This window comes from Streptomyces sp. NPDC003943 (assembly GCF_053605265.1).
Genome location: NZ_JBSGIW010000033.1, coordinates 53,270 through 69,022 on the forward strand (window position 1 = coordinate 53,270; position 15,753 = coordinate 69,022).

Annotated in this window: 13 protein-coding genes; 10 read left to right on the forward strand and 3 right to left on the reverse strand. The window is 70.9% G+C overall.

Going from position 1 to position 15,753, the window contains the following annotated elements:
• Window positions 1-455: 455 nt before the first annotated feature.
• Entirely contained in the window at window positions 456-2,426 is a 1,971-nt protein-coding gene (locus ACWEV0_RS16360) for an RICIN domain-containing protein (protein WP_453149957.1), read from the forward strand.
• Window positions 2,427-2,540: 114 nt separating this feature from the next.
• On the forward strand, window positions 2,541-3,188 hold the full coding sequence (locus ACWEV0_RS16365) for a hypothetical protein (RefSeq protein ID WP_453149958.1): 648 nt from the start codon (window positions 2,541-2,543) through the stop codon (window positions 3,186-3,188).
• Window positions 3,189-3,346: 158 nt separating this feature from the next.
• Here the strand turns inward: ACWEV0_RS16365 and ACWEV0_RS16370 are convergent, their stop codons facing one another.
• Window positions 3,347-4,687 carry a helix-turn-helix domain-containing protein gene (locus ACWEV0_RS16370; protein WP_453149969.1) on the reverse strand — a complete coding sequence of 447 codons (1,341 nt, stop codon included), beginning with the start codon at window positions 4,685-4,687 and terminating at the stop codon, window positions 3,347-3,349.
• Between the two features lie 178 nt (window positions 4,688-4,865).
• Here ACWEV0_RS16370 and ACWEV0_RS16375 point away from each other — a divergent pair, with 178 nt between their 5' ends.
• From ACWEV0_RS16375 to ACWEV0_RS16385, 3 genes are all read left to right on the forward strand, one after another.
• Window positions 4,866-6,215, forward strand: coding sequence for a M64 family metallopeptidase (locus ACWEV0_RS16375; RefSeq protein ID WP_453149959.1), 1,350 nt, complete (start codon window positions 4,866-4,868; stop codon window positions 6,213-6,215).
• Window positions 6,216-6,416: 201 nt separating this feature from the next.
• Window positions 6,417-7,505 carry an S-(hydroxymethyl)mycothiol dehydrogenase gene (locus tag ACWEV0_RS16380; protein WP_453149960.1) on the forward strand — a complete coding sequence of 363 codons (1,089 nt, stop codon included), beginning with the start codon at window positions 6,417-6,419 and terminating at the stop codon, window positions 7,503-7,505.
• On the forward strand, window positions 7,505-8,134 hold the full coding sequence (locus ACWEV0_RS16385) for an MBL fold metallo-hydrolase (protein ID WP_453149961.1): 630 nt from the start codon (window positions 7,505-7,507) through the stop codon (window positions 8,132-8,134). Before ACWEV0_RS16380 ends, ACWEV0_RS16385 begins: the two co-directional genes overlap by 1 nt.
• 60 nt (window positions 8,135-8,194) lie before the next feature.
• Here the strand turns inward: ACWEV0_RS16385 and ACWEV0_RS16390 are convergent, their stop codons facing one another.
• Complete coding sequence (locus ACWEV0_RS16390) at window positions 8,195-9,292, reverse strand: haloacid dehalogenase-like hydrolase (RefSeq protein ID WP_453149962.1); 1,098 nt, start codon at window positions 9,290-9,292, stop codon at window positions 8,195-8,197.
• 265 nt (window positions 9,293-9,557) lie between these two features.
• Between ACWEV0_RS16390 and ACWEV0_RS16395 the strand changes: the two genes are divergently transcribed.
• Genes ACWEV0_RS16395 through ACWEV0_RS16405 form a run of 3 tightly spaced genes read left to right on the forward strand, consistent with a single transcriptional unit; the run spans window position 9,558 to window position 12,240 of the window.
• Window positions 9,558-9,923: a bifunctional 3-phenylpropionate/cinnamic acid dioxygenase ferredoxin subunit gene (locus ACWEV0_RS16395; protein WP_453149963.1), complete on the forward strand. Its 366-nt coding sequence runs from the start codon at window positions 9,558-9,560 to the stop codon at window positions 9,921-9,923.
• Window positions 9,920-11,074, forward strand: a complete 1,155-nt coding sequence (locus ACWEV0_RS16400; RefSeq protein ID WP_453149964.1) for an NAD(P)/FAD-dependent oxidoreductase — start codon at window positions 9,920-9,922, stop codon at window positions 11,072-11,074. Before ACWEV0_RS16395 ends, ACWEV0_RS16400 begins: the two co-directional genes overlap by 4 nt.
• 35 nt (window positions 11,075-11,109) lie before the next feature.
• On the forward strand, window positions 11,110-12,240 hold the full coding sequence (locus ACWEV0_RS16405; RefSeq protein ID WP_453149965.1) for an aromatic ring-hydroxylating oxygenase subunit alpha: 1,131 nt from the start codon (window positions 11,110-11,112) through the stop codon (window positions 12,238-12,240).
• A gap of 1 nt (window position 12,241) precedes the next feature.
• Here ACWEV0_RS16405 and ACWEV0_RS16410 read toward each other — a convergent pair whose 3' ends face one another.
• A complete protein-coding gene (locus tag ACWEV0_RS16410) occupies window positions 12,242-13,039 on the reverse strand; it encodes an IclR family transcriptional regulator (RefSeq protein WP_052499527.1) in 798 nt (265 codons plus the stop codon).
• A 150-nt stretch (window positions 13,040-13,189) separates the two neighbouring features.
• Here ACWEV0_RS16410 and betA point away from each other — a divergent pair, with 150 nt between their 5' ends.
• Window positions 13,190-14,860, forward strand: a complete 1,671-nt coding sequence (gene betA, locus ACWEV0_RS16415) for a choline dehydrogenase (RefSeq protein WP_453149966.1) — start codon at window positions 13,190-13,192, stop codon at window positions 14,858-14,860.
• A 3-nt stretch (window positions 14,861-14,863) separates the two neighbouring features.
• Window positions 14,864-15,700, forward strand: a complete 837-nt coding sequence (locus tag ACWEV0_RS16420) for a 5,10-methylenetetrahydrofolate reductase (RefSeq protein ID WP_453149967.1) — start codon at window positions 14,864-14,866, stop codon at window positions 15,698-15,700.
• The last annotated feature ends 53 nt before the right edge of the window (window positions 15,701-15,753 follow it).

A 15,753-nucleotide genomic window follows, 5' to 3' on the forward strand; every position in this document is an offset into this window, starting at 1 on the left:
CCCGTCGTCGACCGAACGGCGAAGCACCCCTTGTGTCAGGGAGGTTGAGCGCGTGTGCGCCGGAGGCGGGGGTGGTCGGCCGCTCTGCGGGAGCGAGATCCCTCACGGCTGGTGACGAAGGGAATTCACGAGGTAGTAATTAGGTGAATCCCAAACTGAATTACCGTCAACAGACTCGATCCCTATATTTCGATTCGATAACGAGATTCCTGGAATGGCCTGGACCTTTCGCACCTCATTTGCCAACTCGCCTTCTTTTAAAGGTAACTGAGTGTTCATCAGATCTATCAGGCAAGGTAACGGTCTGATATCTCGACGGCCATTCCTGTTTGCCCGAATTCTCCACCGTGCGCGTCTGGCAGGCTTCCGCCACCCACTCCTCCGACCAAGGATTTGAGGTGCGCATGACCAGACATCGCAGGAAGCGTGAACACAGGCGCAAGCCCAGGGGGTTGATGTTCGCCACCGTCGCCGTGGCATCAGCGGCGGTGATCACAGCAGGTGTCGCCTACGTGGGCATAGGGGGTGACGCTCAGGCAGGGACGCCCGCACGGGGCATACCCGCGCAGGCCGGCTCCGCGACGGCCCCCCTCGCGCCGGCCGCCATGCCGGCCAGGGACGAGGAACCGGCGCCCATCGTCGGGAAGCCGGCCAACGACGCCCGGCGGGGCATGGTCTACGACGGGCTCAAGGCGGCCGCCAAGGGGGACCGCTGTACGGGCGTCTACCGCACGGCCGCCGGACTGTGCACCCACGGGCCCGACGCTCCGCCCAAGGGCGTGAACATCAAGGCGGACGTGGCTCCGGCCGTGAGAGCCAAGGCGCCCGCGGCCGGACGCCCGCAGGACGCGCCCGCCGCCGACGCGGCCGGAGCCCGTACCGCGGCCGCATCGGCCCCGGAGCCCGCCGCCACGTCCGGAAGCCAGGTCGTCGCCGCGGGCCCCGCGGGCCAGACCGTCCAGTGCGACGGTGACGGCAGCACCGGCAACCGCGTGCAGGTCGTGTACGTGCACGGCTCCGACCGTGACCGGTACGCCGAGTACGCCGCCTCGTTCCGCAAGTGGGCGGCCGACGCCGACCTCATCTACGCGACGAGCGCCAAGGAGACCGGCGGCATCCGCCACATCCGCTATGTGACCGCGGCCGACTGCACGCCGACCGTCCTCGACATCGAGCTTCCGGCGTCCGCGCTCGCCGAGTTCAACGCGACCAACAGCGCGCTCGCCGACAAGGGCCTCAACCGGCGCGACCGCAAGTACATGATCTTCGCGGACACCAACGTCTACTGCGGCATCGGCACCTTCGCCGGCGACGAACGCCCGGGCCAGAACAACCAGAGCAACTTCGGCCCCTCCTACGGACGCACCGACGCCGGCTGCTGGGGCGGCCACACCGCGGCGCACGAACTGGGGCACAACCTCGGCGCGGTCAACAACAGCGCGCCCAACACCAGTCACGGCGCACACTGCACGGACGAGTACGACGTCATGTGCTACTCGGACACCCCGTACTACCCGCAGATGCGGTACGTGTGCTCCAACCAGGCCGCCGAGAACATCCTGGACTGCAACCACGACGACTACTTCCACACCAACCCCAGGGCCGGCAGCTATCTGGCCACGCACTGGAACATCGCCGACAACCAGTTCCTGATGCGGTCCGAGGGCGGTACCACCCCCGACCCGAACCCGAACCCGACCCCGACGCCGACCCCGACACCCACCAGGCAGCCCACCGGCGGACCTGACGTGACGGTCGGCCAGATCCAGTCCACCGCCGCCGTCGTGAGCTGGCCCCAGGTCGACGGCGCCGCCTGGTACCAGGTCCTGCTGAACGGCAGGCACCTGACCTGGGTGCAGTCGCAGGCGCTGCGCATCTACAACCTCCAGCCCGGCACCGAGTACAAGGTCGCCGTCTCGGTCCGCGACCGGTCCGGCCGCGACAGCGGGGCCGGACGCACGACCACCTTCCGTACGGCCGACGCGGGCGGTGGCGCGACCACCCCCGGCGCCCGCTACACCCTCGGCAACGCGGGTACCGGCATGGCCGCCGAGATCTGGGGCGGACGCTCCGCCGACGGCACCGTGCTCGTCGGCGCGCGCGCCACCGGCTACGCCCAGCAGCAGTGGCTGTTCGACGACGCGGGCAGCGGACTCGTCCGTATCCGCTCCGCCGTCTCCGGCAGGTGCCTGCAGACGGGCGGAGCCCCGGCCCAGGGCATGTGGATCGCCCAGCAGGCATGCGGCAACGCCGCCACGCAGCAGTGGAAGCTGTCCAACCGCAACGGAGCGATCACCGTGACCGACCCGAGCGGCGGCTACGCCCTGACGGTGAGCAACCGCCCGTACTACGGAAGCTGGCTGCTCGACCTGCAGCGCACCGACGGCGGTGCGACCCAGTCGTGGACGGTCCAGAAGGTCTCCTGACCTCGACCCGAACCGCGACGACGGCCTCCGGGCCGACCCGGCGCCGGTGGACGGCCACCACGGCCGTTCACCGGCGCCCCCGCACCGCACCCACGCACCAGGAGCACCGCAACGATGCGTACACACCGCGCCTTCCGCGCCGGTACGGGCCTCGGCCTTCTGCTCATGCCCTTCGCCCAGGTCCTGGCCCTGCCGGCCACCGCCCAGGCCCACGGCGACACCGTCAAGGCGGTGGTGACCGGCCAGCGTGCCGGTCATGTCACGACCGAGATCACCTGGGAGAACGACGGGGACGCCGTCGAAGAGGCCGTCGCCGCGACGGTGAACGCGACCAGCCCCGACGGATCTCGTTCCCTGGGCCCGTGGCCGCTGGTCCGCGACCCCGGGACCCGTACGGGCTGGAGCACCGTCGAGGTCCTCACGCCCGGCACGTGGAAGGTCACCGTCAACGTGGGGTTCCCCTCCCTCGGCCACGGGGAAGCGGAGATCTCGGTCCCCGTGGTCGACCCGTCACCGCCCGGTCCCCGGACGACTCCCACCACCCCCGCTCCGGTCCCGTCCGCGTCCCCCTCACCCTCCGCGAGCCCGGCGGCCGACCGGGGAGACCGTACGGTCGGGTGGTCCGTGGCCGGTCTGGCCGGGTTCGGGCTCGTCGGCGCCGTAGTCGGCGTGCTCGTACGGCGGACCCGCGCCCGCAGGGTGCAGTCTCGCCCACCGTGCCGAACGCCCGCTCCCGGCAACCCGGTTGAGCGTCTGCGCTGAGACCGGGTGAGACCGAGCGTCACCACCTCCCTGCGCAGTGGCGGCCGGCGGCTTCGGTCACAGCTCGCCCCTGTTCCGTACGGAAGCGCCGTCCGGCGGGTGTTCGCCTTCGTCGTCGGGCTCCTCGCCCATGACGGACGCCCTGGCCCGGCGCCGCTCTACAGGAATGGCTGCGCGGGTGCCGGTCCGAGCGTGGTGGTGCCGGCCGTGCGGTGGCCGAGGCCCTTGCGGTACGCGTCGAGGGCTGCCTCCACCCGGCCGGTGCGGCGCAGCAGGTCGCCGAGGAGCCGGCACAGGTCGGCGAGGTCGCCCGCAGCGCCCGCTCGCTCCAGGAGGCCCAGTGCGCGGACGTAGTGCTGCTCGGCCGCCTCGGTGTCGTGGGCGTCCTCGGCGATGATGCCCAGCAGCCGGTGGGCGGCGGCCGAGTGGACCGTGCCGCGTTCCGGGGAGAGGCCCCCGAGCACCCCCCGAAGGAGGTCCGATGCCTCCTCGGACGCGCCGCGCCGGTGCAGCACGTCGGCGAGCTCGACGGCGACCTGGCTGCTGTAGAGGGTGGCGTGGTGGGAGGCGAGCATGTCCAATGCGGCGCGCAATTCCTCCTCGGCGCGGGCGAGTTCGCCGTTCTGCGCGTATACGTACCCTCGCATCCAGCGGCAGTTGGCGAGCTCCGTACGGATCTTCAGCTGGTGGTACATCTCGGCGGCCTTGGCGAGTGAGGCGTCCGCCTCGGCGACCCGGCCCTCGGCGAGCAGGGTGCGGGCGACCGATCGATGCATCCGGGCGATCAGCGCCGGGTCCCCGGCCTGCGGGGCGAGGGCGAGCGCCAGTTCGGCGGCCTGGGCCGCGCGGGCCTGCGCGCCCATGTCCATGTAGGGGCCGATCAGGGCGGTGTGCAGCAGGAGCAGCGCGTTCGGGTCGTGGAGCCCGGCACGGTTGATCTCGTCGAGCGTGGACTCCATGAGGTAGACGGCGTAGCGGATTTCGCCGGCCAGGTAGTGGGTGACGGCACGGCCCCGGCGGGCCGGGACGCGGGCGGGCAGCGTGGCCTCGGCGAGAAGTCGCTCGGCGTGCTCGAAGTGCTCGCGGGCGGCCACGAGGTCCCCGGTGTCGAGACCGCATTCGCCGAGTCCGAGCCGAGCGGTGGCCTCTTCCTCGACGAGCCCGTGCGTCACGGCCTCCGCGAGCAGCTCGGCGTACTGGACGGCGGCCTGCTCGGCCTCGCCGAAGGCGAGGACGCGTTGTGCCTCGGTGAGCCGGAGCCGCAGGTCGGTCGCGAGGTGGGTGGGCTGTCCGGTGGCGAGTTCCTCGAAGGCGACGCCGAGGCGGTCGGCGAGATGGCGCAGCGCCTCGTCGGAGGGGCGCACCCGGCCGGCCTCGAGGGTGGAGACGTAGGCAGGCGTGTAGGAGGGCTCGGCCAGCTGTCGCTGTGTGAGTCCCCGTTCGTGCCGGAGCCGCTGCACCCTGCGGCCGATGGTCTCGGGGTCGTCCCGCTTCGCCATGCGCTCCATCATGCCAGTGCCTCCCTCTGTCGCCGCCGGTGAGAGCGCGGCCGAGACGGCTTCCGCGCTGCTCGCTCACCTGGCTCGTGCTGCCCGGGGCCTTGTGTCCCCGACGCCCAACCCCCTAGCTTAAGCCGCCAGTTAAGCATAGTTAACTCGCTGCTTGAGAGAGGTCGTCGTGCCCAGACACGGATCTACCCGCACCCGCTGGATCGTCTCCGTCGGCGCCGCGGTCACTGCTGCCGCCCTGCTCGCCGGCGCGAGCACGGCCGGCGCGAACGCGGCCGGAGCGGTGCCCGTTTCCGTCGCCGGCTCCGGCCCGGTGGCGACGCACGAGGTCGAGTACTTCGACGGCCCCGGAGCCGAGCCCCGGCACAAGAGGGTCCCGGACCGGGCCCCGGCGAGGGTCTCCGGACCCCGGTCGGCGGCCGCGCCCGACCCGACCGCCGTCGCGGTCACACCCGTCCAGGAGACCGGACCGGTCTCCGGGCGGCTCGACCTGGTCGTGATGGGCGACGGCTACACCGCCGGGCAGCAGGCCGACTTCCACGCGGACGCGCAGGCCACGCTCGACGCGGTCTTCGCCATCGAGCCGTACGCCAGTTACCGCGGCCTGTTCAACATCTGGCTGGTGGACAGCGTCTCCGCCGAGTCCGGCGTCTCCGGCGACCCGACGGCAGGGGTCGTGAAGAACACGGCCCTCGGCTCCTACTTCTTCTGCGGGGACACCGAGCGACTGATCTGCGTCGACACGTCGAAGGTCACCACGTACGCCGACCAGGCGCCGGCCTCCGACATCGTCTTCGTCATCGCCAACTCCACCAAGTACGGCGGTGCGGGCTACAGCTTCGCCACCCCGCCGGCCGGGGCGTCGTACCACGGCATCGCGACCATGTCCTCCGACAATCCGCAGTCGTACCTCATAGGTGCGCACGAACTCGGCCACTCGATAGGCCTGCTGGCCGACGAGTACCAGTACGCCGGCTACGGCGCCTACCCGTATCCCTCGTCCGACAGCGCCAACATCTCCGTCACCGCCGACCTCGGCACGAGCAAGTGGTACCGCTGGCTGGGCGAGCAGGACCCGACCGGCTCCGTGATCGGCAGCTACGAGGGCGGCGACTACTACGAGACGGGCGTCTACCGCCCGACCACCACCTCCCTCATGCGGACCCTGGCCTCCACGCAGTTCAACCACGTCGGACGCGAGGCGATGATCAAGGGCTTCTACACCTACGCGGACGCCATGACCTCGACCGTTCCGACCGGCACGCGGGTCCGCGCGACCCAGGCGCTCAGCGTCCAGCTCGCCCCGGTGTCCGGCCTGGCGAGCCCGGCCCTGGCCTGGTACGTCGACGGGAAGCACGTCGCCTGGGCCGACGGCGACCTGTCGGTGACCCCCGCCGAGCTCGGCGCGGTCCGCAGCGGCCAGCGGGTCACGGCCACGGTCACCGACACCACGGAGGCCGTCCGCGACCCCGCGGTCCGCGCGGCGACGAGCAACTCGCTGACCTGGCGTGTGCGCTGACGGCCGGTACCGCTCCGCGCAGGGCCTTTCAGGAGCGCGGGTCGCGACAACCACCCCTGCCGCTTCTTCGGCTGCGGTGCGGTGCGCGTCGACTCCTTGACCTCCCGTTGGTGCTCCACGATGCTTGTTGCGGCACGTGAAATGCGTGCCGCAATGAGCAACATTCGTCTGCTCAGGTCTCGTACCAGCCGAGGAGTGGTCATGACGCACCAGGTCCGTGCTGTCGTCGCGCGGGGCAAGGGCGCCCCCGTCAGCCTGGAGACGATCATCGTGCCGGATCCCGGCCCGGGCGAGGCGCTGGTGAAGATCGAAGCCTGCGGGGTCTGCCACACCGACCTGCACTATCGCGAGGGCGGCATCAACGACGACTTCCCCTTCCTGCTGGGTCACGAGGCCGCGGGCGTCGTGGAGTCGGTGGGGGAGGGCGTCACCGATGTCGCGCCCGGCGACTTCGTCATCCTCAACTGGCGGGCGGTGTGCGGTCAGTGCCGTGCCTGTCTGCGGGGACGGCCCTGGTACTGCTTCGACACCCACAACGCCAAGCAGAAGATGACCCTCGCCTCGACCGGGCAGGAGCTGTCCCCGGCGCTGGGTATCGGCGCGTTCGCGGAGAAGACGCTGGTGGCGGCCGGGCAGTGCACGAAGGTCGACCGGGCCGCCTCGGCCGCCGCCGTGGGCCTGCTCGGGTGCGGGGTGATGGCCGGCATCGGCGCCGCGATCAACACCGGGAACGTCGGCCGCGGCGACTCGGTCGCCGTCATCGGCTGCGGTGGTGTCGGGGCCGCGGCGGTCGCCGGGGCGAAGCTGGCGGGCGCCGCGAAGGTCATCGCGGTCGACATCGACGACCGCAAGCTGGCGACCGCCGGCCGGCTGGGCGCCACCCACACCGTCAACTCCCGTACCGCCGACGCGGTCGAGGCGATCCGCGAGCTGACCGGCGGCTTCGGCGCCGACGTCGTCATCGAAGCCGTGGGCCGCCCGGAGACGTACCAGCAGGCGTTCTACGCCCGCGACCTCGCCGGCACGGTCGTCCTGGTCGGTGTGCCCACACCGGAGATGAAGCTGGAGCTGCCGCTGATCGACGTCTTCGGCCGCGGCGGCGCGCTGAAGTCCTCCTGGTACGGCGACTGTCTGCCGTCCCGCGACTTCCCGATGCTCGTCGACCTCCATCTCCAGGGCCGCCTCGACCTGGACGCCTTCGTCACGGAGACCATCGCGCTGGACGAGGTCGAGAAGGCCTTCGAGCGGATGCACCACGGCGACGTGCTGCGTTCGGTGGTGGTCCTCTGATGGCGGCCCGTGTCGAACGCCTCGTCACCTCGGGGACGTTCGCGCTGGACGGCGGTACCTGGGACGTCGACAACAACGTGTGGATCGTGGGCGACGACACCGAGGCGATCGTCATCGACGCGGCGCACGACGCCGAGGCGATCGTCCGGGCCCTCGGCGGGCGCACCCTGCGCGCGATCGTCTGCACCCACGCGCACAACGACCACATCGACGCCGCCCCCGAACTCGCCGACCGGACCGGCGCGCCGATCCTGCTCCACGCGGACGATCTGCCGCTGTGGAAGCAGACCCACCCCGAGCGGTCGCCGGACGGCGAACTGGCCGACGGCCAGGTGCTGTCGGTGGCGGGCGCCGAGCTCACCGTGCTGCACACACCGGGACACGCACCGGGAGCGGTCTGCCTGCACGCGCCGGGGCTTGACACGGTCTTCTCCGGGGACACGCTGTTCGCCGGGGGGCCCGGCGCGACCGGCCGGTCGTTCTCCCACTTCCCGACGATCATCGACTCCATCCGGGACCGGCTGCTGAGCCTGCCGGCGGCGACGGTGGTGCGTACGGGGCACGGCGACCCGACGACGATCGGCGCCGAGGCGCCCCACCTGGACGAGTGGATCGCGCGCGGCCACTAGACACGGGCGGAGGGGGGTGGGGAGCCGCGGCTTCCCACCCCCCTCCGCCTGCCTCGCCCGTCAGCCGCCGATCTCCGCCGGCTTGACCGTCACCCACTTCCGGCCCGCGTCGACGCTCTCGCCCGCCGCCTTCTGCTCGGCGGACCGCTTCTCCTTCTCCGCCGCCAGCCGGTCGGTGTACGCCTGCTTGCGGTTGACCCACAGGCGGGCGCCGCCCGCCCTGACGTCGGAGTAGAAGAGCATCCACCAGTCGCTGGGGGAGTCGCCGGCGACCAGGACCGGCCGTTCGTACTCCGCGATGTAGTCGTGGATGCCGGCGAGCTTTCCGACGTACCAGGTTCCCGGGGTCCACAGATAGGGCGTGACGACCTGTCGCCAGTAGCGCTCGGTGCCGTACTCCGCGCCGAACGTGCCCTGCTCGATCTGCTTGCGCGCGGTGGTGAGGCGGCCGGTCTCGGGGTCCTTGAGCAGCGTCGTGACGCCGATGACGTTTTCCGGCGGGACGCCGAGGCCGTACTTCGGGTCCGACACGACCATGCGCACGAGTTCCTCGTGGGCGGCGGTCATCACGTAGACGCGGATGCCGTGTTCCTGAAGGCCGCGGATCAGCTCGCGCTGACCCGCGTAGATGTGCGGCGGGTTCACGGTGCTGTGCACCGTCTTGCCGGCGTCGTCGTAGCTGACCGGGATCGGCCTGCCGTAGGCGTACAGCTCGTCGACGTACCGCTTCAGCTCGCCGAGCGTCAGGCCCGAGAAAACCTGGGCGATCCACGGGTAGCAGACCTTGTCGTCGATCTCGCAGAGCCGGTTGTAGTAGCCGTAGAGACTCTCGCCCGCCCGGAACGGCACGAGGCGCAGCGAGGGGTCGATGGTGTCCGGCGTGAGCACGCCCTTCATTTCGAGGAAGGGCAGCAGCGACTCCTCGAGGTCGTACCGCCAGATGGTGTTGTCGGCGTCGAAGACGGCGTAACGGCCCTGGCCTTCGAACCTGCCGATGAGCTTTTCGAGCTGGTCGCCCTGTGCCTGGGGCCAGTTGGCCAGTTCGACGGCGGGCCGGCCGGAGGTGTCGGCCGCGGCCGTGACGGGTGGGACCGCGGTGGTGCGGGCGGCCGTTGCCGTGGCGCCGGTGAGGACCACCGACAGGACGGCCGCGGTCACGGCGAGAAGGGGACGAGTGGGTACGCGCATGCGGCATCGGCTCCGGGGGTCGGGAGGAGGTGAGTTGTGCGATACGCAACGCAGTGCACTGTTTGGTCCCCAGAGTGAAGTGGTGGCGGGCCTGTCGCGTCAAGGCTCGCGACCGCCTTCTTCGCCTGCCCCGCCGCCGCGTTCGACTCCTTGACAAGGTATGGGGCCCCCTCCAGACTGAGTTGCGTAAAACGCAATCCGTTTCGCTATACGCTACGCACGCGACCGAGGTGTCATGATGATTCCCGTGTGCCGACTCGCGGATCTGCCGCGCGGCGAGGCCTATCGGCTCGACATCGAGCCGCCTGTCGCGGTGTTCCACACCGAGGATGGCGAGGTCCTCGCCATCGACGACACCTGTACCCACCAGGACGCCTCGCTCGCCGACGGCTGGCTGGAAGGGTGCGAGGTCGAATGTCCGCTGCACGCCTCCAAGTTCGACCTGCGGACCGGGGCGGTCGACGCTCCGCCGGCCAAACTGCCCGTCCGGACCCATCAGGTGGTCGTCGACGACGGCATGATCTACGTGCGTCCCTCCGGGGCCGCGCCCAATCTGCCCCCCTGTGTCGCGGCCCGGCTCGGCGCCGGAGGTCCCGCGTGAGGACCGTGGCCGTCGTGGGCGCCTCCCTGGCCGGGTTGTCGGCCGCGCGTGCGCTGCGGAAGCAGGGCTACGACGGGCGGCTGGTCCTCATCGGGGACGAACCGCACCGCCCGTACGACCGGCCGCCGCTGTCCAAGGCGTTCCTCGCCGGCCGCGTCGGCGAGGCCGACCTCGCCCTTGAGGCGGACGGAGAGGATCTCGGCGCCGAGTGGCTGCTGGGCGTCCGGGCCACCGGGCTCGACCGCGCCGACCGCTCGGTGCGGCTCGCGGACGGCCGTGCCGTGCGGGCCGACGGCATCGTCATCGCCACCGGAGCGGCGGCGCGCGTCCTGCCCGGGAGCGAGGGCCTCGCCGGGGTCCACACCCTGCGCACCCTGGACGACGCCCGCGCCCTGCGGGACGAACTGGCCCGCGGCGGACGACTGGTGGTGATCGGCGGCGGCTTCATCGGCGCCGAGGTCGCCTCCACCGCGTACGCCCTCGGCCTCGACGTCACCGTGATCGAGGCGGCTCCCACCCCGCTGGCCGGTCCGCTCGGCGAGACCATGGGGGGCGTCGTCTCCGCGCTGCACGCCGACCACGGCGTACGGCTGCTGTGCGGCGTGGGCGTCAAGGGGCTGAGCGGGGAGCGCCGGGTGGACGCCGTCCTGCTGGAGGACGGCCGCAGCGTGCCCGCGGACACCGTCGTCGTCGGCGTGGGCGCCCGCCCCTGCGTCGAATGGCTGGAAGGTTCCGGCGTCGCCCTCGACAACGGCGTGACGTGCGGCGCCGACGGCCGCACCAGCCTGGCCGGGGTGGTCGCCGTCGGCGACTGCGCCAACTGGTACGACCCGCACACCGGAAGGCACCGCAGGGTCGAGCACTGGACCGGTGCGCTGGAACGGCCCGCCGCCGCCGTGGCCACGCTGCTCGCGCACAGTGCGACGGAACCGGGCGTGCCCCGGCCGCCGTACTTCTGGTCCGACCAGTACGGCGTGAAGATCCAGTTCGTCGGCCACGCCGCCGGGGCCGACAGCGTCACGGTCGAGGAAGGCGCCACCGACGAGCGCAGCTTCCTCGCCGTCTACCGGCGGGCCGGCACGCCGGTCGCCGTGCTCGGGATGAACCAGCCGCGGCTGTTCACCCGCTGGCGCAAGCAGTTCACCGCGTGAACGACCCCTCTACGACGTTTCCCGAGGAGTGCACCGTGACTTCGACCAGCCTGCCGGACAGCCTGATCGCCACCCTCCCCGGCTCCTCCTACACGGATCCGGCGATCTTCGCCCAGGAGCAGGAGCGCATATTCGAGACCATGTGGTTCTGCGTCGCGCGCGCCTCGGAACTGGCGAAGCCCGGCGCCTTCCGCACCGTCGACGTGGGCCGCGAGAGCATCCTCGTCACCCGCGCGAGGGACAACTCCATCCGTGCCTACTTCAATGTGTGCCGGCATCGCGGAGCCAAGCTCTGCACCGAGGAGACCGGCGAGGTCAAGCGGGCCTTCCAGTGCCCGTACCACGCCTGGACGTACGACCTGAACGGCAAGCTCGTCGCCGCGCCCAACCTCACCAAGATGCCCGACGTCGGCCGCACCGAGTACGGCCTGGTGAGCGTGGCCGTCCGGGAATGGCTCGGATACGTCTGGGTCTGCCTGGCGGAGAACCCGCCCTCCTTCGAGGAGGACGTCATCGGCGCGGCCGTCACCCGCCTCGGCGACCTGGAGTCGATCGAGCGCTACGGCGTCGAGAACCTCTCGGTCGGCAGGCGGATCGTCTACGACGTCAAGGCCAACTGGAAGCTCATCATCGAGAACTTCATGGAGTGCTACCACTGCGCCACGATCCACCCCGAACTCACCGAGGTGCTCCCCGAGTTCGCGGACGGCTACGCGGCCCAGTACTACGTCGGCCACGGCGCCGAGTTCGGCGAGGAGATCCAGGGCTTCACCGTCGACGGCTCCGAGGGTCTTGACCGCATCCCCGGGGTGACGGAGGAACAGGACCGCCGCTACTACGCGATCACCGTCAAGCCGCAGGTCTTCATCAACCTCATCCCCGACCACGTCATCTTCCACCGGATGTACCCGGTGGCCGCCGACCGCACGATCGTGGAGTGCGACTGGCTCTATCTCCCGCACGTCGTCGAGAGCGGCAAGGACATCAGCCGCTCCGTCGAACTCTTCGACCGGGTCAACCGCCAGGACTTCGACGCATGCGAGCGCACGCAGCCCGGCATGAGCTCCCGCATGTACGCCAAGGGCGGCGTGCTGGTGCCCAGCGAGCACCACATCGGGGCCTTCCACGACTGGGTGAACGAGCGCCTGGGCAACCCGCAGGGGTGACTCAGCCCATGTAGCCCATCCGGTGGCTGATCTCCTCCGCACCCTTGAGCAGCACCGGGGAGAGCTCGTGCAGGCGCTCCTCGGTGAAGCGGTACGAGGGCCCGGACGCGCTGAGCGCGGCGATGACCGTGCCGTCCCGGCCGCGGATCGGGGCGGCCATCGCGTGCAGGCCGATCTCCAGCTCCTCCAGGGTCCACGCGTAGCCGCGCTCGCGGGCCTCGGCGAGGTTCTTCTCCAGCTTCGTCCTCGAGGTGAGGGTGTGCGGAGTGGACTTCTTCAGGCCCGCCTCGGCCAGCAGCGCGGCCCGCTCCTCGGCGGGCAGGTGGGCCAGCAGGATCTTGCCGCTGGAGGTGGCGTGCAACGGGGTCAGCTGGCCGACCCAGTTGTGCGCGGTGACGGCACCCGGGCCGCGTACCTGGCAGAGGTTGATCGCGTAGTGCTCCTGCATGACGGCGATGTTGACCGTCTCGCCGATCTCCTCGGCGAGACGCTCGCAGACCGGGCGGCCCTGCTGGGTGATGTCGATGCGTCCGGTGACCGCACCGGCCAGCCGGACGATCCCGAAGCCGAGCCGGTACTTGCCCCGATCGCCCGCCTGCTCCACCAGGCCGCGCGCCTCCAGGGCGCCGAGCAGGCGGAACGCGGTGGACTTGTGGACGTCGATCTCGGCGGCCACCTCGCTGACGCCCGCCTCGCCGCGCTGGGCCAGGATCTCGAGGACGCTGATGGCGCGGTCGACCGACTGCACTCCACCGGCCGGCGAGTTCGACGCTTCGCTGTCTTGGCTGTGGTTGCTCATGGCGAAACTATACGCGCGGTAAACAACGTCGTCGCAAGCTTCGAACCCCGAATGTAAACCCTGCAAGTTGCGTTGTTCGCAACCTGGTGCGCATTGCGATACCGGATTAGCATGCCCCGCATATCTACGGCGCGAGCGAGACGAGGCACTATGGCTCCCCTGCAATACGACTTCGTCATTGTCGGCGGCGGATCGGCCGGCAGCGCACTGGCGAACAGGCTCTCCGCGGACCCGGCGAACCGGGTGCTGGTACTGGAGGCCGGCCGCTCCGACTACCCGTGGGACGTCTTCATCCACATGCCCGCGGCGCTGACCTACCCGATCGGCAACCGCTTCTACGACTGGAAGTACGAGTCCGAGCCCGAGCCCCACATGGGCGGCCGGCGCGTCTACCACGCGCGCGGCAAGGTGCTCGGCGGCTCCAGCAGCATCAACGGCATGATCTTCCAGCGCGGCAACCCCATGGACTACGAGCGCTGGGCCGCCGACCCCGGCATGGAGACCTGGGACTACGCCCACTGCCTGCCGTACTTCCGGCGGATGGAGAACTGTCTCGCCGCCGACCCGGACGACGAGTTCCGCGGCCACGACGGCCCCCTCGTCCTCGAACGCGGTCCCGCGACCAACCCGCTCTTCGACGCCTTCTTCAAGGCCACCCAGGAGGCGGGCTACGCCCCCACCGACGACGTCAACGGGTACCGGCAGGAAGGCTTCGCCAAGTTCGACCGCAACGTCCACCGCGGCCGCCGCCTGTCGGCCTCCAAGGCGTACCTCAAGCCGGTCAGGAAGCGGCCCAACCTCACCGTCAGGACCCGCTCGCTCGTGACCCGCGTGCTCTTCGAGGGCAAGACGGCCGTCGGCGTCGAGTACCAGCGCGGCAGGGGCGCCCTCCAGCAGGTCCGCGCCAAGGAGGTCATCCTCTGCGGCGGCGCGATCAACTCCCCGCAGCTGCTCCAGCTCTCCGGTGTCGGCAACGCGAAGGAGCTGAGCGCCCTGGGCATCGACGTCGTCCACGACCTGCCGGGCGTCGGCGAGAACATGCAGGACCACCTGGAGGTCTACGTCCAGTACGCCTGCAAGCAGCCGGTCTCCATGCAGCCGTACATGGCGAAGTGGCGGGCCCCCTTCATCGGCCTGCAGTGGCTGTTCCGCAAGGGCCCGGCCGCCACCAACCACTTCGAGGGCGGCGGCTTCGCCCGCAGCAACGAGGACGTGGACTACCCCAACCTGATGTTCCACTTCCTGCCCGTCGCGGTCCGCTACGACGGCTCCTCGCCGGCCGGCGGCCACGGCTACCAGGTGCACGTGGGCCCCATGTACTCCGACGCCATCGGCTCCGTGAAGATCAAGAGCAGGGACCCGCGCGAGCACCCGGCGCTGCGCTTCAACTACCTCTCCACCGAGCAGGACCGCCGGGAGTGGGTCGAGGCCATCCGCGTCTCCCGCAGGATCCTCGGCCAGCCCGCGATGGCCCCGTACAACGACGGGGAGATCTCGCCCGGCCCCAAGGTCGAGACGGACGAGGAGATCCTCGCCTGGGTCGCCAAGGAGGGCGAGACCGCCCTGCACCCGTCCTGCACCTGCAAGATGGGCACCGACGAGATGTCCGTCGTCGACCCCACCAGCATGCGCGTGCACGGCCTGGAAGGCATCCGCGTGGTCGACGCGTCGGTGATGCCGTACGTCACCAACGGCAACATCTACGCGCCGGTGATGATGATCGCCGAGAAGGCCGCCGACCTGATCCTCGGCAAGGAGCCGCAGGCGCCGTCGAAGGCCGCGTACTACCGCCTCCGTGACGCCCGGAAGCAGGTCGGGTAGACCTTGGCCACCGCCGGACTTAGGGCGCTCCTGGACAGTGTCCGCTACGAGGTGCTGCCCGCCAAGGCGACCGAGGACAAGGTCCTCGCCCATGTGCCCCGTGACGTCGTCGTCACCGTGACGGCGTCGCCGGTCAAGGGCCTGGAACCGACCCTCGACCTCGCCGGGCGGCTCGCGGCGAGCGGTTACCGCGTCGTCCCGCACGTGCCCGCGCGGCTGCTGCGGGACGAGGCGCACCTGAAGGACGTCGTCGCTCGGCTGCGCGAGGCGGGCGTGGACGACGTCTTCGTCCCCGCGGGCGACGCCGATCCGCCGGCCGGCGCCTACGACGGGGCGCTGCCGGTGCTGCGCGGGCTGAGCGAGCTGGGCAGGCCCTTCGCCCGCGTCGGCGTCACCGGCTATCCCGAGAGCCATCCGCTCATCCACGACGACGTCACCATCCAGGCCATGTGGGACAAGCGCGAGCACGCCACGTACATCGTGAGCAACCTCTGCTTCGACCCGCGGGTGCTGGGGGAGTGGATCGCCCGGATACGGCGACGGGGCGTCACCCTGCCCGTCCACCTGGGCGTCGCGGGGCCCGTGCAGCGGGCGAAGCTGCTGGCGATGGCGACGAAGATCGGCGTGGGCGAGTCGACGCGCTTCCTGACCCGGCACGCCTCGTGGTTCCTGCGGTTCGCGACGCCCGGCGGGTACTCGCCCGACAGGCTGCTGGCGCGCGGCGAGGCGGCGCTCACCGCGCCGTCGGCGGGGGTGGCCGGGCTGCACCTGTTCACGTTCAACCAGATCGCGGAGACGGAACGGTGGCGACGTGCCGTGATCGATCGGCTCGGAAGCTGAACGCGGGCGTCGTACGCGTGAGGGGGCGGGGGTGGTTGTCCCTCCCCCCCCCC